This is a genomic window from Arthrobacter sp. A2-55 (assembly GCF_025548615.1).
Taxonomy (GTDB): Bacteria; Actinomycetota; Actinomycetes; order Actinomycetales; family Micrococcaceae; genus Specibacter; species Specibacter silviterrae.
Genome location: NZ_JAJLOZ010000004.1, coordinates 93,841 through 116,422, shown reverse-complemented (window position 1 = coordinate 116,422; position 22,582 = coordinate 93,841). Strand labels below are relative to the sequence as shown.

The 22,582-nt window shown below is 64.7% G+C and carries 19 protein-coding genes; 6 read left to right on the top strand and 13 right to left on the bottom strand.

What is annotated here, in order from left to right:
* Positions 1 to 101: 101 nt before the first annotated feature.
* Entirely contained in the window at positions 102 to 872 is a 771-nt protein-coding gene (locus LPN03_RS02445) for a DUF4191 domain-containing protein (protein WP_262452964.1), read from the top strand.
* Positions 873 to 948: 76 nt separating this feature from the next.
* On the opposite strand, the gene LPN03_RS02440 is transcribed toward LPN03_RS02445, so the two are convergent.
* Positions 949 to 1,386, bottom strand: coding sequence for an RDD family protein (locus LPN03_RS02440; protein ID WP_165181194.1), 438 nt, complete (start codon positions 1,384 to 1,386; stop codon positions 949 to 951).
* A gap of 182 nt (positions 1,387 to 1,568) precedes the next feature.
* Here LPN03_RS02440 and glnA point away from each other — a divergent pair, with 182 nt between their 5' ends.
* Positions 1,569 to 2,993, top strand: a complete 1,425-nt coding sequence (glnA, locus tag LPN03_RS02435; protein WP_165181195.1) for a type I glutamate--ammonia ligase — start codon at positions 1,569 to 1,571, stop codon at positions 2,991 to 2,993.
* A gap of 171 nt (positions 2,994 to 3,164) precedes the next feature.
* Positions 3,165 to 3,608, top strand: coding sequence for a VOC family protein (locus LPN03_RS02430; protein ID WP_165181196.1), 444 nt, complete (start codon positions 3,165 to 3,167; stop codon positions 3,606 to 3,608).
* A 20-nt stretch (positions 3,609 to 3,628) separates the two neighbouring features.
* Here LPN03_RS02430 and LPN03_RS02425 read toward each other — a convergent pair whose 3' ends face one another.
* The 7 genes from LPN03_RS02425 to LPN03_RS02395 form a co-directional block, all read right to left on the bottom strand.
* Positions 3,629 to 4,540: a glutaminase gene (locus tag LPN03_RS02425; protein WP_165181297.1), complete on the bottom strand. Its 912-nt coding sequence runs from the start codon at positions 4,538 to 4,540 to the stop codon at positions 3,629 to 3,631.
* A gap of 101 nt (positions 4,541 to 4,641) precedes the next feature.
* The gene (locus LPN03_RS02420) at positions 4,642 to 5,394 is read right to left on the bottom strand and encodes an amino acid ABC transporter ATP-binding protein (protein ID WP_165181197.1); all 753 of its coding nucleotides are present in this window, start codon (positions 5,392 to 5,394) and stop codon (positions 4,642 to 4,644) included.
* Positions 5,391 to 6,809 carry an amino acid ABC transporter substrate-binding protein/permease gene (locus tag LPN03_RS02415; protein WP_165181298.1) on the bottom strand — a complete coding sequence of 473 codons (1,419 nt, stop codon included), beginning with the start codon at positions 6,807 to 6,809 and terminating at the stop codon, positions 5,391 to 5,393. Before LPN03_RS02415 ends, LPN03_RS02420 begins: the two co-directional genes overlap by 4 nt.
* Before the next feature lie 358 nt (positions 6,810 to 7,167).
* Complete coding sequence (locus tag LPN03_RS02410) at positions 7,168 to 7,377, bottom strand: hypothetical protein (protein ID WP_165181198.1); 210 nt, start codon at positions 7,375 to 7,377, stop codon at positions 7,168 to 7,170.
* A gap of 434 nt (positions 7,378 to 7,811) precedes the next feature.
* Complete coding sequence (locus LPN03_RS02405; protein WP_262452959.1) at positions 7,812 to 8,309, bottom strand: hypothetical protein; 498 nt, start codon at positions 8,307 to 8,309, stop codon at positions 7,812 to 7,814.
* Positions 8,310 to 8,498: 189 nt separating this feature from the next.
* Positions 8,499 to 11,546, bottom strand: a complete 3,048-nt coding sequence (locus LPN03_RS02400; protein ID WP_262452957.1) for a bifunctional [glutamine synthetase] adenylyltransferase/[glutamine synthetase]-adenylyl-L-tyrosine phosphorylase — start codon at positions 11,544 to 11,546, stop codon at positions 8,499 to 8,501.
* Between the two features lie 8 nt (positions 11,547 to 11,554).
* Positions 11,555 to 12,895, bottom strand: coding sequence for a glutamine synthetase family protein (locus LPN03_RS02395; RefSeq protein ID WP_165181201.1), 1,341 nt, complete (start codon positions 12,893 to 12,895; stop codon positions 11,555 to 11,557).
* A 164-nt stretch (positions 12,896 to 13,059) separates the two neighbouring features.
* Between LPN03_RS02395 and panB the strand changes: the two genes are divergently transcribed.
* A complete protein-coding gene (gene panB, locus LPN03_RS02390) occupies positions 13,060 to 13,962 on the top strand; it encodes a 3-methyl-2-oxobutanoate hydroxymethyltransferase (protein ID WP_165181202.1) in 903 nt (300 codons plus the stop codon).
* Between the two features lie 15 nt (positions 13,963 to 13,977).
* Here the strand turns inward: panB and LPN03_RS02385 are convergent, their stop codons facing one another.
* The gene (locus tag LPN03_RS02385) at positions 13,978 to 14,145 is read right to left on the bottom strand and encodes an SPOR domain-containing protein (RefSeq protein WP_165181203.1); all 168 of its coding nucleotides are present in this window, start codon (positions 14,143 to 14,145) and stop codon (positions 13,978 to 13,980) included.
* Between the two features lie 85 nt (positions 14,146 to 14,230).
* Between LPN03_RS02385 and map the strand changes: the two genes are divergently transcribed.
* Positions 14,231 to 15,109: a type I methionyl aminopeptidase gene (gene map / locus LPN03_RS02380; protein WP_262452955.1), complete on the top strand. Its 879-nt coding sequence runs from the start codon at positions 14,231 to 14,233 to the stop codon at positions 15,107 to 15,109.
* A gap of 59 nt (positions 15,110 to 15,168) precedes the next feature.
* Positions 15,169 to 15,963: a polyphosphate--glucose phosphotransferase gene (gene ppgK, locus LPN03_RS02375; protein ID WP_165181205.1), complete on the top strand. Its 795-nt coding sequence runs from the start codon at positions 15,169 to 15,171 to the stop codon at positions 15,961 to 15,963.
* Here ppgK and nrdR read toward each other — a convergent pair.
* From nrdR to dnaE, 4 genes are all read right to left on the bottom strand, one after another.
* Positions 15,953 to 16,411 carry a transcriptional regulator NrdR gene (gene nrdR / locus LPN03_RS02370; RefSeq protein WP_165181206.1) on the bottom strand — a complete coding sequence of 153 codons (459 nt, stop codon included), beginning with the start codon at positions 16,409 to 16,411 and terminating at the stop codon, positions 15,953 to 15,955. The genes ppgK and nrdR overlap by 11 nt on opposite strands.
* A 102-nt stretch (positions 16,412 to 16,513) precedes the next feature.
* Positions 16,514 to 17,920, bottom strand: coding sequence for a histidinol dehydrogenase (gene hisD, locus LPN03_RS02365; RefSeq protein WP_410468548.1), 1,407 nt, complete (start codon positions 17,918 to 17,920; stop codon positions 16,514 to 16,516).
* Positions 17,917 to 18,417, bottom strand: coding sequence for a hypothetical protein (locus tag LPN03_RS02360; protein WP_262452952.1), 501 nt, complete (start codon positions 18,415 to 18,417; stop codon positions 17,917 to 17,919). Before LPN03_RS02360 ends, hisD begins: the two co-directional genes overlap by 4 nt.
* A gap of 3 nt (positions 18,418 to 18,420) precedes the next feature.
* The gene (dnaE, locus tag LPN03_RS02355) at positions 18,421 to 21,930 is read right to left on the bottom strand and encodes a DNA polymerase III subunit alpha (RefSeq protein WP_410468550.1); all 3,510 of its coding nucleotides are present in this window, start codon (positions 21,928 to 21,930) and stop codon (positions 18,421 to 18,423) included.
* Positions 21,931 to 22,582: the final 652 nt, after the last annotated feature.

The window sequence follows — 22,582 nt, the reverse complement described above, 5'->3', positions numbered from 1 at the left end:
CTAACCACCACGCACCCAAAGGATCCGCCGCGCACCCGCCAGGGCACCGGCGGATCCTTTGCGCACCCACCACGCCCAACACCCGCTAGAATTGAATCACTATGGCCAAAACCCCTGACTCCGCACACACCGCCGCTGACAAACCGAAGCGCTCCCTCTTCAGCCGCACGCCCAAGGACGGCGCCAAGAAGAAGGCCAAGAAGCCCGGCCGGATCAAGCAAATGGTGGACATCTACAAGATGACCCGCCGCCACGACCCCATGGTCACATGGCTCATGCTTGGCTCCTTTCTGGGCCTCATTCTGCTCTCGCTGGTGGTCTCGCTGCTGATTCCCCCGCACTCGTGGATCAACGGCCTGCTGGTCGGACTGCCTCTGGGCCTGCTGGCTGCCCTGCTGATCATGTCCCGGCGTGCGGAGCGGGCGGCCTATGCACAAATTGAGGGCAAGCCCGGCGCCGCCGGTGCCGCCTTGAGCTCGCTGAAAAAGGGCTGGATCTTTGACGAGCAGCCCGCAGCCGTCAACCCGCGCACCCAGGACGTGGTGTTCCGCGCCATCGGCAAGGCAGGGATTGTGCTGATCACCGAGGGTCCCTCCACCCGGGTCAAGGGCCTGGTTGACGCCGAACGACGCCGCCTGGGTCGGATCCTCCCCAATGTCACGGTGACCATCATCGAAACGGGCAAGGGTGAAGGCCAGGTCCCGATCGCCAAGGTGACAAAGAAGATGAACAAGCTCAAGGGAGAGCTGACCAAGGTCGAGGTCAGCGCCGTCAACAAGCGCATTTCCTCCATGGGCAACAAGCTGCCGATCCCCAAGGGCATCGATCCCTACAAGGCGCGACCCGACCGCAAGGCGTCACGAGGCCGCTAGTCTCCTGCGGCAGGAACGCTTCGTGCAGGCCCCGCTCCCACATCCATCCGGACGTTGGAGCGGGGCCTTCCTGCTTTTAGCGGCGGACCAGCATGGTTTTCATGGCGCGGTCGTGGAGGCCGCGGTGGTCGGCATCGGCAATCACGGCCGGGATGACCAGGCACACCAGGACGGCGCGGACCACGCCTGCGAGGAGGCCGGCAGGGCCGCCGTCGAGCCTTGTCACCTGAATGCCCATGACCCGGTGGCCGATGCTGTAGCCCAGCGTGCCCACCAGCACCATCTGTTCCACCGCGAAAACGGCCAGAATGGCGAGGGAGTCGGAGTGGAAAAAGGCGGCTGCGATGAGGTAGCTCAGGGCCCAGTCAATGCAGATGGCCAGGATCCGCCGGCCTGCGCGCGCCATGGAACCGTGGCCGGTTTCGGGCAGTCCCAGCCGTTCGCCAGGGTATTTGGATATATTGGAGGTGTCCGGCCCGCTGAGCCAGGACCCGATGTCTTTACGATCTACCACGCCCCCAGCTTACCGGCGGAGGGCGAAAGTTCAGCCATGCCGGTATTTGGCAGCGGCTGTAACGTGCCGGAAACATTTCTGACATTGTTGAGTAATGGCACCGCCATAGTCTGTATTCAGTTGCAGATGCACGAATGGCCGGAACCGAGCCGGCCGGAACCCCAATGCGCCAAGGAGCCTAGATGTTCAAGAACGCGGACGAAGTCCTCAAGTTCATCAAAGACGAAGATGTGAAATTCGTCGATATCCGATTCACCGACCTGCCAGGCGTGCAGCAGCACTTCAATGTCCCGGCCAAGACGGTTGACGCCGAGTTCTTCGTCAACGGCCAGCTCTTTGACGGCTCCTCCATCCGGGGCTTCCAGGGCATCGCTGAATCGGACATGCAGCTGATCCCGGACCCCACCACCGCCTTCATTGACACGTTCCGCCTGGAAAAGACCCTCGCGCTGAACTTTTCCATCGTGAACCCCCGCACCGGCGACCCCTACCACCGCGACCCGCGCGGCGTGGCCGAAAAGGCCGAGGCCTACCTGGCGTCGACGGGCATTGCCGACACGGCGTTCTTTGGCGCCGAAGCCGAATTCTTCGTTTTTGACAACGTGCAGTTTGAATCCTCCCCCAAGGGATCCTTCTACAAGGTGGACTCCGAAGAGGCCAACTGGAACACGGGCCGCAAGGAAGAGGGCGGCAACCTCGGCTACAAGACCCCCGTCAAGGGCGGCTACTTCCCCGTGGCCCCGGTTGACCACCAGGCCGACCTGCGCGACGCCATGTGCATCGAGCTGGACAGCGCCGGCCTCGCGGTCGAACGATCGCACCATGAGGTGGGCGCAGCCGGCCAGGCTGAAATCAACTACACCTTCAACACGCTGGTGCACGCGGCAGACGACCTGCAAAAATTCAAGTACGTCATCAAGAACACCGCCTGGGCCTGGGGCAAGTCCGTCACGTTCATGCCCAAGCCTGTCTTTGGCGACAACGGCTCGGGCATGCACTGCCACCAGTCCCTGTGGAGCAACGGCGCGCCGCTGTTCTACGACGAAAAGGGATACGCCGGCCTGTCCGACGTGGCCCGCTGGTACATTGGCGGCCTGCTCAAGCACGCCGACGCCGTGCTGGCGTTCACCAACCCGACAGTGAATTCCTACCGCCGCCTGGTCAAGGGCTTCGAGGCGCCCGTGAACATGGTGTACTCGCAGGGCAACCGTTCCGCGGGCATCCGCATCCCGATCACCGGCTCCAACCCGAAGGCCAAGCGGCTCGAGTTCCGCGCACCGGACCCCTCCTCCAACCCCTACCTGGCGTTCTCCGCCCAGCTGATGGCGGGCCTGGACGGAATCAAGAACCGGATCGAACCCCCCACCCCGATCGACAAGGACCTCTACGAGCTCCCCCCGGAAGAGGCCAAGGACATCCCCAAGGCCCCCGAGTCGCTCGAGGCCGCCCTGACCGCCCTGGAGAACGACAACGAGTTCCTGCAGGCCGGCGGCGTTTTCACCCAGGACCTCATCGACACCTGGATCGACTACAAGCGTGAAAACGAGATCAAGCCCCTGCAGCTCCGCCCGAACCCCTATGAGTTTGAGCTTTACTACGGCTGCTAAGCCGGTTTGACCAACGACGCCGGCGCCTGGGCGGGTTTTTCGACCCGCCCAGGTGCCGGCGTCGTCGTTCCTGCCAAAGGATGGCAATGGCAGCTGTCCGAGGGGTAACCTGAGCCTCATGACTCCCCTGGCGGCCGGCGGGCCCATCAACAAGGTCCGGGCGCAAGGCTGATGGCCATCAAAATCGACAACGTCGGCATCGCCGTCCGTGACATCGAAGCTGCCATCGCCTTCTTCACGGATCTCGGCCTCACGGTGCTCGGCCGCGACACCATCAGCGGCGGGTGGGCCGACACCGCCGTCGGCCTGGACGGGAACCACGCCAAAATCGCGGTGCTCCAAACACCCGACGGCCTGGGCCGCCTGGAATTCTTTGAGTACATCCACCCGGACGCGATCGAGACGGACCCAACACTGCCGAACGAAATTGGCATGCACCGGGTGGCTTTCTCCGTCGACGACATCGACGACGCCCTGGAGATCGCCGCGAAACACGGGTACCACCCGCTCCGCGGGGTGGCCACCTACCAGGACATCTACAAGCTCACCTACCTGCACGGCCCCAGTGGAATCCTGTTGATGTTCGCCCAGGAACTCAAGCCCGCCGCGCCTTGAGCCGGGGCGGCCCTGGTCGGCTAGAAGATGGACCAGCCGGTACGTGTGGTGAACGCGTCCAAGGCAGCGATGCCCGCCACGGAGTTGCCGTTGGGTCCCAGGGACGGCCCCCAGACGGCCACGGAGCAACGGCCCGGCACGATGGCCACGATGCCCCCGCCCACCCCGCTTTTGCCGGGCAGGCCCACACGGTAGGCAAACTCCCCGGCGGCGTCATAGGTTCCGCAGGTCAGCATCACGGCGTTGACCCTCTTGGCCTGGTTGGGCGTCAGGAACGGAGTGCCCCCGGCAGAGACGCCGTGGCGGGCCAAAAACCTCGAAGCCAGCGCGAGGTCCTCGCACGACATCCTCAGGGCGCACTGCTTGAAATAGTTTTCCAAGACCAGGTCCACGGGGTTCTCCAGGTTCCCATAGCTGGCCAGGAGATGGGCCATGGCTGAGTTCCTGTGCCCGTGCTCCGCTTCCGAGGCAGCAACGGCGGCGTCGAAGTCAAGTTCCTGGTTGCCGGACTCCGAGCGCAACAGCCCGCGGACCGCACCGGCGGCGTCGCCGGTCAGGGTCAGGAGCCTGTCCGTGACCACCAGGGCACCGGCGTTGATGAACGGGTTTCGCGGGATGCCGTTGTCGGCTTCCAGCTGCACCATGGAATTGAACGGCGTGCCCGAGGGTTCCCGGAACACGCGCTTCCAAATGGAGTCGTAGTCGTAGGACATGACCAGGGCGAGCGAATACACCTTGGAGATGCTCTGGATGGAAAACGGCTGCTGCCACTGGCCTGCTCCGTAGACCGGCCCGTCTGACATGGCCACGCACACGCCGAAATTCTCCGCCGGAACGTCCCCCAGGCTCGGAATGTACGACGCGACGGCGCCCAGTCCCAGCAGCGGCTGGACCTCGCTGACGATGTCCTCCACGATCCCCTGCACGTCCATGCCAAGCCCTTCAATGGTGGGTGCCGCCGTCGGTTCTTGAACCACGGCGCAACATAAAGAAACGGAACGGGTGGCCGTGGCGGCCGGCCACCCGTTCGGGGTCAAAGGACCTTGGCCAGAAAGTCCTGCAGGCGCGGCTGCTGGGCGTTGCCGAAGATGGCCTCCGGGGTGCCTTCCTCGCAGATCACGCCGGCGTCCATGAAGATGACCCTGTCGGCAACCTCGCGGGCAAAGCCCATCTCGTGCGTGACAACCACCATGGTCATGCCCTCGGCCGCGAGGTCGCGGATCACCTGGAGCACTTCACCCACCATTTCGGGGTCAAGGGCGCTGGTTGCCTCATCGAAGAGCATGATGCCGGGATTCATTGCCAGCGCCCGGGCAATGGCCACGCGCTGCTTCTGGCCGCCGGAGAGCGACGCCGGGCGGGCATCGGCCTTCTCAGACAGGCCTACACGCTTCAACAGTTCCATGCCCTTGGCACGGGCGCCGGCCCTGTCGAGCTTCTTCAGTTCGACAGGGGCCAGCATGATGTTTTGGATGACGCTCATGTGCGGGAAAAGATTGAAGTGCTGGAAGACCATGCCGATGTGCTGGCGGACGGCGTTGAGGTCCACCTTGGGGTCCGTGAGGTCGTAGCCGTCCACCGTGACCGTGCCGCCCGTGATGTCCTCAAGCTTGTTCAGGCAACGCAGGAACGTGGACTTGCCGGAGCCCGAGGGGCCAATGACACAGACCACCTCGCCCTCGGCAATGTCAACCTCAAGGCCCTTGAGGACCTCATTGGAGCCAAAGGACTTCTTCAAGTTCCGGACGCTGATCTTGGCGCCCGCTGCTGCTGGGGTGGCTGTCATTTGTTGAACTTCCTGTCCAGGGCGTTGGAAAGCTGGGTCAAGATGAAGATGACGATGAAATACAGGGCCGCCACGATCAGCAGCGTCTCACCGGTGCGGAAGTTGGATGCGTAAATCTGCTGGCCCTGGTAGGTCAGTTCCGCGAAGCCGATGACGGCGAGCAGGGACGTGTCCTTCAACGTGATCACGAACTGGTTGATGAACGACGGCGTCATGATCTTGACAGCCTGCGGCACCACCACGCGGCGCATGGAGGTGACGTAGCCCAGCCCCAGGCTGCGGCTGGCCTCCAGCTGGCCAGGGTCCACGGACTGGATGCCGCCGCGGACGATCTCGGTCATGTAGGCACCGGCGTTCAGGCTCAGTGTGATGACACCGGCCGTGAGCACGTCCAGCGGCCGGCCCGTGAGCTGGGGCAGGCCGAAGTAGAAGAAGAACGCCTGAACCAGCAGTGGGGTGCCGCGGAAGATTTCAACATAGATGCTGGCAATGATGCGAAGCACGCGGCTTTCGGAGACCTTCAGGAAGCCAAACACAATGCCAAGCACCAGGGCAATGATCAGCGAAAGTGCCGTGGCCAGCAGCGTCATGCCGAGGCCCTTCATCAACGCCGGGAAGCTGTTCGCGAGCAGTTCGAAGAAGCTTGTCTGCTTGGCGGTCTCGGGTGCAGCCAGGTACTTGTCGAGAATTTTTTGGTACTGGCCGCTGGCTTTAAGGTTCGCCAGGCCGGCGTCGAAGGCCGCGAGGAGATCGGCATTCTGGCCCTTGTTCACGGCAAAGCCGTAGGAGCTGCCCTGTTCCTTGGGCGTGACAATCTTCAGGCCGTTGTTTTGGCTGACGCCGTAGGCCAGCACGGGGTAGTCGTCAAAAACCGCCACGGAGTTCCCGGCCTTGACGTCGTCGTACATGGTCGCGGAATCAGCCAGTGCCTTGACAGTGAAGCCGTATTTGTCCTTGATGGAGTTGGCAAACGTTTCGCCTTCACTGCCGCGCTTGACGGCAACCGTTTTGCCTTTCAGGTCCGCATAGGTCTTGATGGCATCGTTGCTCTTGGCCACGGCCATCTGCACGCCGGAATCGAAGTACGGGTTGGAGAAATCAAAGATGAGCTTGCGCTTGTCCGTGATGGACATGCCGGCAATGACGCCCTGGACCTGGTTCGACTGCAGGGCCTGCAGGGCGGCGTCGAAGCCAAGGGACTTGATGTCGACCTTGAAGCCCTGATTGTCGGCGATGGCGCGCAACAGGTCCATGTCGATGCCGACCAGGTCGCCGCTGCCGTTGCGGAACTCAAAGGGGGCAAAGGTGGTGTCTGTGGCAATGGCAAAGGTCTTGCCCTTGGCATCACTGGCTGCTGCCGGCGCCACTGCCCCCACTGCCGCCGGCGCGAGGCCCTGGTGCAGGGCTGCGGGCATGACGGCGGCCGAGGCCGAACCGGCACCGAGCAAGAGCGCCATGACGGTCAGGGTTGCGCCCAGCGCCGCCCGGCCCCGTCTGGTGGCCAATCGGTATATGTTCAAGGTCTTCCAACCATCCTTAATTTTTTGTCTGCGGCTCCCGCGCCTGCGGCGACCGCACCCCTGACGGGTCCAGCTGCGCCCGGCTTTGGGCGCAGCAAAGGCCATCACCGGATGCGCCGGCCGGAAGGCAGCGCAGGTGACAAAGGTAGAGTCTATGCGTATCTCGGGTTGCGGGGTGGATTGCAGCCATTGCGGCACCCCTGAATGAGTCCCCAGGGCCGCGCACACGGCGACGGCACTGAGGCACCCGGAGTCAGTCGGTTTCAGGGCCCCAGCAGTAGGGGCACTGGTCATCGCACAAGGCATCGGCGGGGAGTTGCTCCGCCGCCGGCTGGGCCATGAAGGTTTCCGGCTGTGGCGCCGGCTCCACGATGGCAGTCCCGGACTGGTCCCTGCCCTGGCGCAGGCCAGCGGATCCGTTCACGCCAACGCGGCTGGGGCGGGAAGCTAATGTATGTGACACTGCGGGGTCTCCTTTGACTCCGGGCAGGGCGCCCAGCCCCTTCGGACCGTGGCGGACACCCTGTGGTGCGGGCAACTGCATGAACTTGTCATTGGATCGAGGCCCCCGGTGGATTACCACCAGGGCAGCCCCGTGGCCAATTTCCCGTGGAGTCGAGCGGCGATGGGACGGCTTATGAGGTCAAGTCAACTTTTCGGTGCCGTTGGTGTGCGGCGCCTGCTTCCCAGCTTAGTGTGATGTGCAGCGCAGGGGCTTAGGTCAATGGACAAGAATTAAGCTGCAAAATTGTGCTCAGTGACAATGGCCACCCAAAGGGAAAGGCCCCGCCCCGGCTGACTTTGCACAGCGAAATGGCCGGCCATGGATGTGGCCGGCCATTTGTATGGCACCGCAGTGGGGGAAGGCGGCCCCTTCGCCGTTCCGGGCTGTTGTCGCTACGCTTTTCCGATCGTCGTGGCACCGGTCGAGAAAGGCCAAATCCAGAGCCCGGCAGGAGTAGCCTGCGCGGAGTGAACCGCGTTCGGCCAAATCCACAGCCCGGCCGGCGAGACCTGCGCGGAGTGAACCGCATTCGGCCAAATCCACAGCCCGGCCGGCGAGACCTGCGCGGAGTGAACCGCATTCGGCCAAATCCAGAGCCCTGCCGGCGAGACCTGCGCGGACTGGACAGCGTTCGGCCAAATCCAGAGCCCGGCCGGCGAGACCTGCGCGGAGTGAACCGCATTCGGCCAAATCCAGAGCCCTGCCGGCGAGACCTGCGCGGCCGGCGCCTGCGCGGCTTCCTGGGCATTGGGCCAAATCCACAAGCCTTGCGGTGCCGGTGCGGCAGCGGCGGCCCCCAAGCCGAGGAACATGGCAAAAGCGGTGAAGAGGGCGCCGAGTCCGGCAATCAGGCCCGTTCTACGGCGTCTTTGCGTGTGTTGGTTCTGCATGATGAAATTCCCCCCGGGAGGTCAGGACAGCAGCAGTTTCAGGTCCCAAAAACTGCAGTGAGACAGTGCGTGGATTCCATAACAAATCCCAGGACCTAGCACCAGTTCTTCCAGTCTTGCCCCAGTAGGGTGCCAAAGTCCACTGTTTCACGCCACAAATGTTGCAAACATGCACGCGGCGGCTGCTGTTTACCCGTAGAACAGCCGTTCAAACACTGCCCGTGCCTTGCGGGTCAGCCCCAGGTAATCCTCTTCGAACGCTGCGGCCTGCCCGGGTTCGTAGCCGCACCAGCGCGCCACCGCTTCCAGATCCCGCCGGGCCGAAGGAAGCAGGTCCGAGGGCTTCCCCGTCCAGATGACGTTGGCGTTGCGGACCTTGCCCGCCAGCCGCCAGGCGGCCTCAAGCAGTTCAGCGTCGCCTTCCCCGACAAGGTCAAGGCCGCGCGCGGCGTGCAATGCCGCCAAGGTTGAGGTGGTGCGAAGCCCCGCGTGGAGGTGCGCGTGTTTGAGCTGCCACAACTGGACAAGCCATTCCACGTCGCTCAGCCCGCCGCGGCCCAACTTTACGTGCCGTGCCGGGTCGGCCCCGCGGGGCAGCCTCTCCGACTCCATGCGGGCCTTGATCCGCTTGATCTCGCGCTGGTCGGCTTCGGCCAGCACAGCCGGATACCGCACGGGATCGGCCATCGCCACAAACTCCGCGGCCAGTCCGTCGAATCCGGCCATGGGCAGTGCCCTCAGCAAGGCCTGCGCCTCCCATGCAGAGGACCACCGGGAATAGTATTCGCGGTACGCGTCGAGGGACCGGACCAGGGGGCCGTTTTTCCCCTCCGGCCGGAGATCGGCGTCAATGCTGAGCACACGTTCGGCCTGGATTGCCGGCTTGAGAGGCTGGGTCAGCAGGGACATCACCTTGGACACAATGGCTTTCGCCTGCTGCTGCGCAGGCCCTTCAACGGCGGCGCCGGCCGTTCCCGGCACAAGTTGCTGGACAAACAGGACGTCGGCGTCGGAACCGTAGCCGATCTCTCGCCCGCCCTGGCGGCCCATGGCCACCACCAGCACATGGACCAGGGGCGGCTCCCCGGCATAGACGTCCGCCTCGGCCACCATCAACGCGCCCAGGACCGTGGCCCGGTCCACGTCGCTCAGGGCAGCCGACACCTGGTCCTGGGCAAGGAGCCCGGAACAGTCGGCTATGGCAATGCGCAGGATTTCCCGCTGGCGGTTGAGCCGGATCAGCCGGATCGCGCCAGCCGGCTCGGGGTGGCGGGACATCTTGGACTGGATTTCCGCCCACTGTGCCGCAAACGTCAAGGGAACCAGTTCCTTGTCGTTGCCAAACCAGGCGGTGGCCTCCGGGGAAACCTCCAGCAGGTCGGTCACCAGCCGGGAGCTGGAGAGAACGTGGCACAGCCGCTCGGCCGCGGCCTGGTGGTCGCGCAGCATGCCCAGGTACCAGTGGGAGGTGCCCAGGGCCTCACTGACTCGGCGGAAGGCGAGCAGCCCGGCGTCCGGGTCGACGCCGTCGGCCAGCCAGCCCAGGAGCACGGGCAGCAGCTGGCGCTGCAGGGCCGCCCTCCGGCTGACCCCGGCGGTCAGGGCTTCAATGTGGCGCTGGGCACCGGCCGTGTCCCGGTAGCCAAGCGCGGCCAGCCTGGCCCTGGCAGCATCCGTGGTCAGTGCCACGTCGTCGGCACTGAGATGGGCGGCAGTGACAAGTATGGGCCGGTAGAAAATTCGTTCGTGCAGGGCCCTGACCTCGCGCTTGACGCGGCCCCAGTCCTCCAGCAGCGTTTCGGCCGTGGGGCGCTTGAGGCTGAGGGGGCCCGCCGCCGCACGGGCCAGGGCCCGCAGCTGTTCCGGGGCCCGCGGCATGAGATGGGTGCGGCGCATGTGGACAAGCTGGATCCGGTGTTCCAGGACGCGAAGGTAGCGGTAGGACTGGTCCAGGTGGGCGGCATCGGTGCGGCCAATGTAGCCGGCGCGCATGAGTGCGTCGATGGCGGCAGTGGTGGCCTTGACCCTGATCGATTCGTCATTCTTGGCATGGACCAGCTGCAGGAGCTGCACCGTGAATTCCACGTCCCGCAGGCCGCCCTTGCCCAGCTTGAGCTGCCTCCCGGCCTCCGAGTCGCGGATGTTTGCCGTGACGCGCCGGCGCATGGCCTGAACGGAGGCTACAAAGCCCTCCCGTTCCGACGACGTCCAGATCAGCGGCGACACGGCCTGCTCAAAGCGGAGCCCCAGCGCACGGTCGCCTGCAATGGCCCGCGCCTTCAAGAGCGCCTGGAACTCCCAGTCATGAGCCCAGCGCTGGTAATAGCTGAGGAAGGACTCCAGCGTGCGCACCAACGGCCCGTCCTTGCCCTCGGGGCGCAGGTTGGCATCGACCTCCCACAGCCCGGGCTCGCGTTCCGGGGCGTAAATGGCCTGGGCCGCCGCTGATGCCAAGGCATTGCCCACGGCGACGGCGCGGGACTCATCCAGCCCGCCGCCGTCGGCCTCCATGACGTACATGACGTCGACGTCGGAAATGTAGTTCAGCTCCCGGGCACCGCACTTGCCCATGCCGATGACGGCCAGCTTGACGGCAGCCACCTCATCGAAGGAAAACAGGCCCGCCACCTCGGCCCGGGCCACGGCAAGCGCCGCGTCCAGTGCCGCCGCCGCGAGGTCAGCGAGCTCGGCCCCCACCAGCGGCATGACGTCCTGGGGCGAGGCCGCGCACAGGTCCCTGATGGCCAGTTCCGCCAGGTGCCGCCGGTAGCGGGTGCGCAGGGCGATCCGCGCCGGTGTGCCTGTCAACGCCGCTACGGGAATGGCCGACGCCGGTTCCGCACCCACCGCTGCCAGCAGCGAGTCCCGCAGTGCTCCGGCATCGGCTGCCACGGGCTCCGGCGACGGGAAGGTGTCCAGGACGTCCACGTGTTCGGGATGCCGGATCAGGAACTCCACCAGGGCTTCGGAGGCGCCCAACAGCCGGAAAAGTGCCTCGTTGGGGACCTGGCGGCCCGTCTCCCGCTCGGGGACGGACAGCTTTCCATACACGGCAGGGACGGCGCTGAGCAGGCGCACCAGCGACTGCACGGCCAGGTCCGGATCATTGGCCAACTTCAGGGACTGCAGCAGCTCCCCCTGGTCAAGGTCCGCCAGCTCCCGGAAGCCGAGAAACCTTTCACTTTTCTCCAGGTCGGAAAAGCCCAGCGTGATCAGGGTGCGGGTCAGGGAGCTCATGGCAGGCGTTAGAGCACCCCCAGGTAGCGGTTGATTTCGTAGGGCGTGACCTGGAGCCGGTATTCCTGCCATTCGTCGCGCTTGTTGCGCAGGAAGTGCTCAAACACCTGCTCGCCCAGGATTTCTGGCATGAGTTCGGATTCCTCCATTTGGCGCACGGCGTCGTGCAGGCTCGACGGTAGCGGCTCGTGTCCCAGCGCCCGGCGCTCGGCACTGCTGAGCGCGCCAATGTCCTCCACGGCGGCCGGGGGCAGCTCGTAGCCTTCCTCGATCCCTTTCAAGCCGGCACCGAGCAGCACGGCATAGGCCAGGTAAGGGTTCGCGGCGGAATCGATGCCCCGGTATTCCAGGCGGGCCGCCTGCCCCTTGCCGGGCTTGTAGAGAGGCACCCGCATGAGAGCAGAACGGTTGTTGTGGCCCCAGGACAGGTAGCTGGGCGCCTCTCCCCCGCCCCACAGCCGCTTGTAGGAATTCACAAACTGGTTGGTGACGGCCGTGAATTCCGGTGCGTGCTTGAGGATTCCGGCCATGAATTGGCGCGCGGTCCTGGACAGCTGGTACTCGGCACCGGGCTCATGGAAGGCATTCGTGTCGCCCTCGAACAGGGAAAAATGCGTGTGCATGCCGGAGCCCGGGTGCTCGGAAAACGGCTTGGGCATGAAGGTGGCATATGTGCCCTGCTGGATCGCCACCTCGCGGATCACCGTCCGGAACGTCATGATGTTGTCTGCAGTCTGGAGGGCGTCGGCATAGCGCAGGTCAATTTCGTTTTGGCCCGGCCCGCCCTCATGGTGGCTGAACTCCACGGAAATGCCCACGTCCTCGAGCATGGTCACGGCCGTGCGGCGGAAGTCCTGCGCCACTCCCCCGGGCACGTGGTCAAAGTAGCCCGCCTGGTCCACCGGGATGGGGATGCCGTCGGGGCCGGGCTTGTCGCTTTTGAGCAGGTAGAACTCAATCTCAGGGTGCGTGTAGCACGTAAAACCCATGTCCGCCGCCTTGGCAAGGGTGCGCTTGAGGACATTGCGCGGGTCCGCCGCGGACGGTTCGCCGTCGGGCGTCAGGACATCGCAAAACATGCGTGACGTTTGTTCGGTCTTGCCGCGCCAGGGAAGGATCTGGAACGTGGACGGATCGGGCTGGGCCAGCATGTCGGACTCGAACACCCGTGCCAGCCCCTCGATGGCGGAGCCGTCAAACCCCAGGCCCTCCTCAAAGGCGCCCTCCACCTCGGCCGGGGCCAGCGCCACCGACTTGAGGCTGCCCACCACGTCGGTGAACCAGAGGCGGACAAAGCGCACGTCGCGCTCCTCGATGGTGCGCAACACAAACTCCTGCTGACGGTCCACTGTGGGCCCCTTTTCCGTTGACGGTACGGCTCGCTCAAACATCGTTGCGGGCACCCCAAATTAAAGACACTGGCTGCCACCTTCGTGCCCGCAAACACCACTCTACTAAGGACTTGAATCCCGGATTGACGATTTTCCGGCCCGGGACGTAATAAGCTCTACGCATGGCAACCAACAGCATCCCTGACTCCGCCGCGCCCGGCAGCCCGGCGCCTGCACAAAGCGTTTCCGCAGAGGTAGCGGCCCCCTACGGTTCAGGCATTCCGTCCACCACGGCGCGGGTCCGCACCCACCACCTGCAGGCCGCCAAGCTCAACGGCCAAAAGTTTGCCATGCTGACGGCCTACGACCAGTACACCGCCCAGATCTTTGACGAGGCGGGAATCGAAGTGCTCCTGGTGGGTGACTCCGCCTCCAACAATGTCTTGGGCAATGAAACGTCCCTGCCCATCACACTCGATGAGATGATCATCTTCTGCCGCGCCGTCACGGCCGGCGCCAAGCGTGCCCTGGTCGTGGCCGACCTGCCGTTTGGCAGTTACGAGCAGTCTCCCGAGCAGGCCATCGCTTCCTCGGTGCGCCTCATGAAGGAAGGGCTGGTCCACGCGGTCAAGATGGAAGGCGGAGCGTATTACGCGCCCACCGTCCGGGCACTGACCCAGGCCGGCATCCCAGTCATGGCGCACATCGGATTCACCCCGCAGAGCGAGCACGTGCTGGGCGGCTACCGGGTCCAGGGCCGCGGCGATGCGGCACAGGGCATGATGGACGACGCCGTCGCGCTGGCGGGTGCCGGAGCCTTCTGCGTGCTGATGGAAATGGTGCCCGCGGCCGCGGCCGCCGCCATCGACGCCGCCATCGACGTCCCCACCGTGGGCATCGGCGCCGGGAACTCCACCACGGGACAGGTGCTGGTGTGGCAGGACATGGCAGGGCTGCGGACCGGCAAAATGGCCAAGTTCGTCAAGCAGTACGCCCAGTTGCGCACGGTTCTCGCCGACGCCGCACGGGAATACGGGGCCGAAGTCCGCTCCGGCGTGTTCCCGGGCCCCGAGCACACCTTCTAGGCCTGCCCTAAGGCCTCAGTCCTGGTCGTCTTGGGCCTCCCAATTTTCATTGCGCTCATGGACCCTTGCAAGGGCGGCTTCGGCTTCCTCGCGGGTGTTATAGGGCCCGATCAGCTCCTTCCAGCCGGACTGGGCGTCCATTTCCACCTGGCGGGTGTTGACGTTGTACCAATATTGGGGCATCTTTCCTCCGTGGGTCCGTGGCGGTTGTTGCCATCATAGGCCGCACCGCCACGGCCCCGCAGCAAATAACTTATAGGATGAAGGCATGTCTTCCACTGTTTCCACAGCCCCCATCGGCACCCTGGTTCCCGGCACTGTAAGCGCCATGCTGGCCGTGCCGGCCGCCATTCCCCGCCCCGAATATGTGGGCAAGGCCGGGCCGGCCCCCTTCAAGGGGTCCGAAGTGAAAAGCGCTGAAACACTCGAGAAGATCCGAATCTCCTCCAAGATCGCCGCGCAGGCCATTGTGGAGGTGGGCAAGCACATTGCTCCCGGCGTCACCACGGACCAGCTGGACCGGGTGGGGCACGAGTTCCTACTGGACCACCAGGCCTATCCCTCCACGCTGGGGTACCGCGGCTTTCCGAAGTCACTGTGCTCCTCGCTCAATGAAGTCATCTGCCACGGCATCCCCGATTCCACCGTGGTCCGGGACGGGGACATTATCAACATTGACATCACCGCCTACAAGAACGGTGTCCACGGCGACACCAACTGGACCTTCACGGTGGGCGACGTTGACGAGGAATCGCGCCTGCTGGTGGACCGCACGCAGGAGTCGCTGAACCGGGCCATCCGGGCAGTGGCGCCGGGCCGGGAAATCAATGTCATCGGCCGCACCATCTCCGCCTACGCCAAGCGCTTCGGCTACGGGGTGGTCCGGGACTTTACGGGGCACGGGGTGGGCGAGGCGTTCCACACCGGCTTGATTATTCCGCATTATGACGCCGCACCGGCATACAACACTGTGATCCAGGAGGGCATGGTGTTTACGATCGAACCAATGCTCACGCTGGGCGGCATTGAGTGGGACATGTGGGACGACGACTGGACTGTGGTAACCCGCGACCGCAAACGCACCGCACAATTTGAGCACACCCTGGTGGTCACGGCCACCGGGGCCGAGGTACTCACCCTCCCGTAGGGCCCGCGCCCACCTTTTTGACAGCCCCTGACAGACCGAAACTACCCCTGGAGCCACGCATGTCCAAGAAGCACTCGCACTCGCAAACCGTCATCGGCCTCGACATTGGCGGCACCGGCATCAAGGGCGGGATCGTCCACCTGGAGACGGGCGAACTGCTGGGCGAGCGCTACCGGATCGACACGCCCCAGCCTTCCACCCCGCAGGCCGTGGCCAAGGTAGTCAAGGCCATCGTGGATGAACTCATGACACGCGACCACGCGCCGGCCAAGGACGCCCCCGTGGGCATCACCTTCCCGGCCATCATCAGCCACGGCGTGGCCCGCTCCGCCGCAAATGTGGACAAGTCCTGGATCGACGCGGACGTGGACAAGATCTTTTCCGAGGAGCTGGGCCGCGACGTCCAGGTCATGAACGACGCCGACGCGGCCGGCCTGGCCGAAGCCCGCTACGGCGCCGGCAAGGGCGTGAAGGGCACTGTCCTGGTCATCACCCTCGGCACGGGCATCGGCTCGGCCTTCATCCATGACGGCAAGCTGATCCCCAACGCGGAATTGGGCCATCTGGAAATTGACGGAGTCGACGCCGAATCCAAGGCCTCAGCCAGCGCCCGCGAACGCGACAATCTCAGCTGGGACGAGTACGCCGTGCGGCTGCAGCGCTACTTCTCGCACGTGGAGTTCCTCTTCTCCCCCGAGCTGTTCATCATTGGCGGCGGCATTTCCAAGCGCAGCGAGGACTACCTGCCGCAGCTGAAGTTGCGCACCAAGATCATCCCCGCCGAATTGGCCAACAACGCCGGCATTGTGGGCGGCGCCCTTCAGGCAGCCGTCCACTTCAAGATTACGAAATAGCCTTCCGGGCGCGGCGCAGTTCCTTGATCGACTTCTCAAAGTCCTCGAGCGACTCAAAAGCCTGGTAAACGCTGGCGAAGCGCAGGTACGCGACCAGGTCCAGGCGCCGGAGGGGTTCCAAAATGGCCAGGCCGACGTCATTCGCGTCAATTTCGGCGGCGCCGCTGGCCCGGATGGACTCCTCGACCTCCTGCGCGAGCTTCGCCAGGTCATCGTCGGTCACGGGGCGCCCCTGGCACGCCTTCCGCACGCCGCTGATCACCTTGCTGCGGCTGAAGGGCTCCACCACGCCTGAGCGTTTGCTGACGGAAAGGCTGGCCGTTTCCACCGTACTGAACCGGCGCCCGCATTCGGTGCACTGGCGCCGGCGGCGGATGGAGGAGCCGTCGTCGGACAGGCGCGAGTCCACCACGCGCGAGTCGGGATTACGGCAAAACGGGCAGTACATCCAGGTCCCTTCGAGCAGCGGTTTTCACCAGTCTATGGGTTCATTTTCCCAAACGACAATCATGTAGGTACCACCGGGATGCACACCCGTCAAGGGGTGGTGTCAGCGGAAACGAATGGCCACGGCGTCACCGTGGGCCGGCAGCCCTTCCGCCGCCGACAGTGTCACCACGTGGCCGGCCACCGTGGACAAGGCCGCCTTGTCGTAGTTGATCAGCTGCACGGCGCGCAGGAACGTGGTCACGTTCAGCCCGGAGGAAAATGCGGCCGTGCCGCTGGTGGGAAGCACGTGGTTGGACCCAGCACAGTAGTCACCGAGGCTCACGGGACTGTAGTCGCCCACAAAGATGGCCCCTGCGTTGGTGATTTGCGCGGCGACGGCGGCAGCGTCCTCCGTGACCACCTCCAAATGTTCGGCGGCGTAGGCGTTGCACACGGCAATTCCTTGCGCCACGTCGCTCACCAGCACCGTGCCGGACTGCGGGCCCGACAGCGCCGCCTCGACGCGTTCGCGGTGCGCTGTCGCGGCAACCTGGACGGCCAGTTCACGTTCGACGGCGGCGGCCAGCTCCGGCGATGTCGTCACCAGCACCGACGCGGCGTTGGGATCGTGTTCGGCCTGGCTGATGAGGTCCGCCGCGACGAATACCGGGTTGGCGGTGTGGTCCGCCAGCACCGCGATCTCCGTGGCTCCGGCCTCGGCGTCAATGCCCACCACACCCTTGACCAGGCGCTTGGCGGTGGCCACGAAAATGTTCCCGGGGCCCGTGACCACGTCAACCGGCTCAAGGGACCCTGCGTTGTCCGCCGCGGAGGTTTCTGCCGGTATGCCGTAGGCAAAGGCGGCAATCGCCTGCGCGCCGCCCATGGCGTACACCTCGTCAATGCCCAGCAGGGCCGCGGCTGCCAGCACCGTCAGGTCCGGCAGTCCGCCGTTTTCCTTTTGCGGTGGCGAAGCCAGCGCCACTTGGCCCACCCCGGCGGCGAGTGCGGGCACCACGTTCATGATGACCGACGACGGGTACGCCGCCAGCCCGCCGGGAACGTACAGGCCCACCCTGCGCACGGGAATCCAGTGTTGGGACACCACGGCGCCGTCTGCAATCGGCAGGTCCACATTGGCCGGGCGCTGCGCGGCGGCAAACGCCTTGGCGCGGCGGATTGATTCCTCCAGCGCGGCACGCACGGCGGGGTCAAGCTGTGCCAGCGCCTGCTCAAGCGCCGCGGCCGGGACCCGGGGGTGGTCCTGGGCCACGCCGTCGAACTTTTGGGCCAGTTCTGAAAGTGCGGCAAAGCCACGCGCCCGGACGTCGGCAATGATGCCCCGCACCGCGTCCTCGGCCGTGGTGAGCGTTTCGGCAGCCGTGCGGGGAACTGCACGCTTGAGTTCGGCCAGCGAAAGGTTCAGCCCGCGGAGGTCGGTGCGCCCGAAGGTGAAGTGCGCAGTCCCGGCCGGGGCCGGAGTGGGAATGGCGGAAGTGGTGGACACGGCAGAATCAGGGTTGCTCACAGCTCAAGTTTACCGGCTGTGGCGCGTGCCTCCTGCGGGCTCGGGACTATGGCGTAGTTCACCGTTGTCCACACGAACACGGTGGCCGCGCAGGCCAGTGGCCACAGCAGCAGGATGGAAGGCACCCGCAGGGAGAACACCATGCTGGGGCTGGCCATGTTGGCCGGCGGAACGTGGAACAAGTCACCGGCAAATACGCCCGTGCGCCATGCCAGCACAGAGCCAAGGAGGGCGCCGAGAATGACGGCGGCAAAGTGTGCCGTGGACACGGCACCGCGGCGCCGCCCCGCCCCGACCAGGAGGCAGGCGGAGGCCAGCCCGCCGGCAACGGCCAGCACGCCCAGCACCAGGTCCCGGCCCAGCCACGTGTTGTAGTCCCGTACGTCGCCGTAGACGGCGCCGCCCGGGGCGGCCAGCCACCACAGGGCGCCCAGGCCGATACCCGCCAGCGCGGAGAAGGCGAACCAGCGCAGCCAGGCACCACCGACGAACGTCACGGCTCAGGACTCCAGGCAGGTGGGGCCGAGCAACACCTTGAGGTCGCCAAAAAGTGCCGGAGTCGGATTGACCCGGTGATGCAGCGGCAGCTTCATGACCTTCAAGGTGCGGCGGCCGCTCAAATGCATTTTCACCTCGGTGTTGCCGCGGTGGTTGCCGAGCACGTCCTTGAGGGCCAGCAGCACGGGTTCGGTGGCCTTGTGCTCGGGCATGGAGATGACCAGGGGGCCGGCCATGCCCTCGCTCAGATCCGGGACGGAAAGTTCCATGGCATTGAGTGTGATGGCGCCGTCGTCGCGCTTTTGCAGCCGGCCCTTGATGACCACGATCAGGTCCTCGGCCAGGATTGTTGCGATGGGCCCATATACCTGGCCGAAGAACATGACCTCCACGGAGCCGCCCAGGTCCTCCACCTCGCAGCGGGCATAAGGATTGCCGCTGCTCTTGGCAATGCGGCGCTGCAGGCTGGTGATCATGCCTGAAATGGTGATGATGTGGCCGTCCGCCGGGCCGTCGTCGGCCAGCACCTGGGTGATGGACATGTCCGCATTTTGGCTCAGGATTCCCTCCAGGCCCTGCAGGGGGTGGTCCGAAACGTACAGCCCCAGCATGTCCCGTTCAAAGGCGAGCTTGTCCTTTTTCTCCCACTCGGGCAGGTCCGGGATGTCCGTGACCAGGGCGGACTCGGGCTCATCGTCGCCGCCGAGCCCGGCAAAGAGGTCAAACTGGCCCACGGCCTCATTGCGCTTGAGCGTGATGACCGAGTCGATGGCCTCTTCATGGATCATGGCCAGGGCGCGGCGGGGGTGGCCCAGGGAGTCGAAGGCACCGGACTTGATGAGGGACTCAATGGTGCGCTTGTTGCAGACGACGGCGGGCACCTTCATCAGGAAGTCTGAGAAGCTTTCAAAGCTGCCCTTTTCCGCCCGGGCCTCCACCAGTGCGTTGACCACATTGGCGCCCACGTTGCGGACGGCGCCCATGCCGAATCTGATGTCCCTGCCGACAGGGGTGAAGTTCAGCGAGGATTCGTTGACGTCCGGGGCCAGCACGGTGATGCCCATGTGCCGGCATTCGTTGAGGTAGAGGGCGGACTTGTCCTTGTCGTCGCCGACACTTGTCAGCAGGGCGGCCATGTATTCGGCCGGATAGTGGGCCTTGAGGTATGCCGTCCAGTAGCTGACCACGCCGTAGGCGGCTGAATGCGCCTTGTTGAACGCATAGTCGGAGAACGGGAGCAGGATGTCCCAGAGCGTGGTGACGGCTGCATCGGAGTAGCCGTTGTCGAGCATGCCCTGGTGGAAGCCGGCATACTGCTTGTCCAGCTCGGACTTTTTCTTCTTGCCCATGGCGCGGCGCAGGATGTCGGCTCGGCCCAGCGAATAGCCCGCCAGCTTCTGGGCAATGGACATCACCTGCTCTTGGTACACGATCAGCCCGTAGGTGCCGCCCAGGATCTCGGCAAGCGGCTCCTCCAGCTCCGGGTGGATGGGCGTGATGGGTTGCAGGCCGTTTTTTCGCAATGCATAGTTCGTGTGGGAATCAGCACCCATGGGCCCGGGCCGGTACAGGGCCAGGACTGCGGAAATGTCCTCAAAGTTGTCCGGGCGCATGAGCTTGAGCAGCCCGCGCATGGGGCCGCCGTCGAGCTGGAAAACGCCCAGGGTGTCCCCGCGCGCCATCAGCTCATAGGATTCGTGGTCGTCAAGGGCCAGGTGTTCGAGGTCCAGCTCAAAGTCCTGGTTGGCCTTGATGTTCTCCAGGGCGTCGGTGATGATGGTGAGGTTTCGCAACCCCAGAAAGTCCATTTTGATCAGGCCCAGGCCCTCGGCCGTCGGGTAGTCAAACTGTGTGATGACCTGCCCGTCCTGGAAGCGCCGCATGATGGGCACCACGTCGATGATCGGGTCCGAGCTCATGATCACGCCGGCTGCGTGGACGCCCCATTGGCGCTTGAGCCCTTCCAGGCCCTTGGCGGTTTCAAAGACCTTGGCAGCTTCCGGGTCGGTTTGCAGGAGTTGGCGGAAGTCCCCGGCCTCACCGTAGCGCTTTGACTGGGGGTCCTCGATGTCGTGCAGCGGGATGTCCTTGGCCATGACGGCGGGCGGCAGGGCCTTGGTGAGCTGTTCGCCCATGCTGAACGGGTAGCCCAGGACCCTGGAGGAGTCCTTCAGGGCCTGCTTGGACTTGATGCTGCCGTAGGTGACAATCATGGCCACACGCTCGTCACCGTACTTTTCGGTCACGTACTTGATGACCTCGTGCCGGCGCCTATCATCAAAGTCCACGTCAAAGTCAGGCATGGACACGCGCTCGGGGTTGAGGAACCGCTCAAAGATCAGCCCGTGCTGCAGCGGGTCCAGGTCGGTGATGCGCATGGCATAGGCCACCATGGAGCCGGCACCGGAGCCACGGCCGGGGCCCACGCGGATGCCGTGGTCCTTGGACCAGTTGATGAAGTCGGCCACCACCAGGAAATAGCCGGGGAAGCCCATCTTGATGATGACTTCCAGCTCGTAGTCCGCCCGCGCCCGCACATCGTCTGGAATGCCCTGCGGATAGCGGTATTTCAGCCCGGCATCCACTTCCTTCACCAACCACGACGTCTCGTCGTCGCCAGGCGGGCAGGGGAACTTCGGCATGTAATTGGCGTCGGTGTTGAAGGAAACTTCGCACCGCTCGGCGATCAGCAGCGTGTTGTCGCAGGCTTCGGGAAGCTCGGAAAACAGGGCTCGCATTTCCGCTGGCGACTTCAGGTAGTAGCCGCTGCCGTTGAAGGCGAAGCGGGAACCGCCCTGGTCGTAGGTGGGTTCGAGCAGGGTGGAGCCGGACTGCAGGGCAAGCAGGGCCTCATGGGCCTTGGCGTCGTGTTCATGCGTGTAGTGGAGGTCGTTTGTGGCGACGAGCGGAATGTTCAGTTCATCGGCCAGTCGCAGGAGATCCTTCGTTACCCGCCGCTCAATGTCCAGGCCGTGGTCCATGAGCTCACAGAAATAATTTTCCGCACCGAAAATGTCCTGGAACTCGGCAGCCGCGGCCTTGGCCTCGTTGTACTGGCCCAGGCGCAGCTTGGTCTGGACTTCGCCGGAGGGGCAGCCGGTGGTGGCAATGAGGCCAGGGTGGTATTCGTTGAGCAGTTCACGGTCCAAGCGGGGATACTTGCCGAACACCGAGTCAAGGGACGCCAGCGAGGAGGCCCGGAACAAGTTGCGCATGCCCTGGTTGTTGTAGCTGAGCAGCGTCATGTGTGTGTAGGCACCGCCGCCGGAAACGTCGTCGCCCCTTTGGCTCTCATCCGTGCGCCATTTCACGCGGGTCTTGTCCGTGCGTGCGGTGCCCGGCGTGACGTACGCTTCGACGCCGATAATGGGCTTCACCCCGGCATCGGTGGCCTTTTTCCAGAAGTCAAAGGCACCGAACAAATAGCCGTGGTCTGTGGTGGCCAGCGCCGGCATGCCCAGCCGGTTGGTCTCATCGAAGAGTTCCGTCAGGCGTGCGGCGCCGTCAAGCATGGAGTACTCGGTATGAGTGTGAAGATGGACAAAACTGTCATTTGATGAGGAAGCCACCCCACCATCCTACGTGCCAAAGGCCCGGCTTTGCCCGAGCAAACGGCAGTGGCGCCGGGCCCGCAGCACCTCCGCGAAACGCTCGCTCGTTCCGGACACCTCCACGAAAACGCCCCGTAGCAGCGAGACACACATGTCCGCATCCCTCGGCAGCTACGCCCCACTTCTGACAGCATCATCCCCGACGCCGCACCACTTCTTGCGTATATTTCCGGGACGCGGCACCACTTTCTACAATGCGGTTCTCGACGCCCGGTTCCAACCGAGACACCTTTTCCCTCCGGTCCTGCAGCACGGAGGGTTCGGAGTGTACACCCGGGGAGGTGCGGGACCAACATTCGCCGGTGCCCTTGGCCCCTCATCCGGCCGCCGGGGTGTCCGGGCCTCCCACTTGCGCTCAGCGGCACTTCCCGCTGGGGCAAAACTCAAGCCGGGTTCTGCCCCCGGTGCACCCGGGGCGGAACTCGGATTGGGTTTTGCCCCACAGCAAAGTCCGCAACCGATAAACCCGATCCCCACATAAATCACTCCGGCCGGAAATCCCCGGAAGGTGATGGAGCGTCAACCGGAATTCCCCGGAAGGTGATGGAGCGTC

Bases quoted from the DNA above. Each gene is read 5' to 3' on its own strand.
- LPN03_RS02415 (WP_165181298.1), bottom strand. From the start codon at position 6,809: ATGCCCGCAGCCCTGCACCAGGGCCTCGCGCCGGCGGCAGTGGGGGCA.
- LPN03_RS02420 (WP_165181197.1), bottom strand. From the start codon at position 5,394: ATGACAGCCACCCCAGCAGCAGCGGGCGCCAAGATCAGCGTCCGGAAC.
- panB (WP_165181202.1), top strand. From the start codon at position 13,060: ATGGCAACCAACAGCATCCCTGACTCCGCCGCGCCCGGCAGCCCGGCG.
- LPN03_RS02385 (WP_165181203.1), bottom strand. From the start codon at position 14,145: ATGCCCCAATATTGGTACAACGTCAACACCCGCCAGGTGGAAATGGAC.
- nrdR (WP_165181206.1), bottom strand. From the start codon at position 16,411: ATGTACTGCCCGTTTTGCCGTAATCCCGACTCGCGCGTGGTGGACTCG.
- map (WP_262452955.1), top strand. From the start codon at position 14,231: ATGTCTTCCACTGTTTCCACAGCCCCCATCGGCACCCTGGTTCCCGGC.
- LPN03_RS02405 (WP_262452959.1), bottom strand. From the start codon at position 8,309: ATGCAGAACCAACACACGCAAAGACGCCGTAGAACGGGCCTGATTGCC.
- dnaE (WP_410468550.1), bottom strand. From the start codon at position 21,930: ATGCTTGACGGCGCCGCACGCCTGACGGAACTCTTCGATGAGACCAAC.
- LPN03_RS02400 (WP_262452957.1), bottom strand. From the start codon at position 11,546: ATGAGCTCCCTGACCCGCACCCTGATCACGCTGGGCTTTTCCGACCTG.
- glnA (WP_165181195.1), top strand. From the start codon at position 1,569: ATGTTCAAGAACGCGGACGAAGTCCTCAAGTTCATCAAAGACGAAGAT.
- LPN03_RS02430 (WP_165181196.1), top strand. From the start codon at position 3,165: ATGGCCATCAAAATCGACAACGTCGGCATCGCCGTCCGTGACATCGAA.
- LPN03_RS02425 (WP_165181297.1), bottom strand. From the start codon at position 4,540: ATGGACGTGCAGGGGATCGTGGAGGACATCGTCAGCGAGGTCCAGCCG.
- LPN03_RS02445 (WP_262452964.1), top strand. From the start codon at position 102: ATGGCCAAAACCCCTGACTCCGCACACACCGCCGCTGACAAACCGAAG.
- ppgK (WP_165181205.1), top strand. From the start codon at position 15,169: ATGTCCAAGAAGCACTCGCACTCGCAAACCGTCATCGGCCTCGACATT.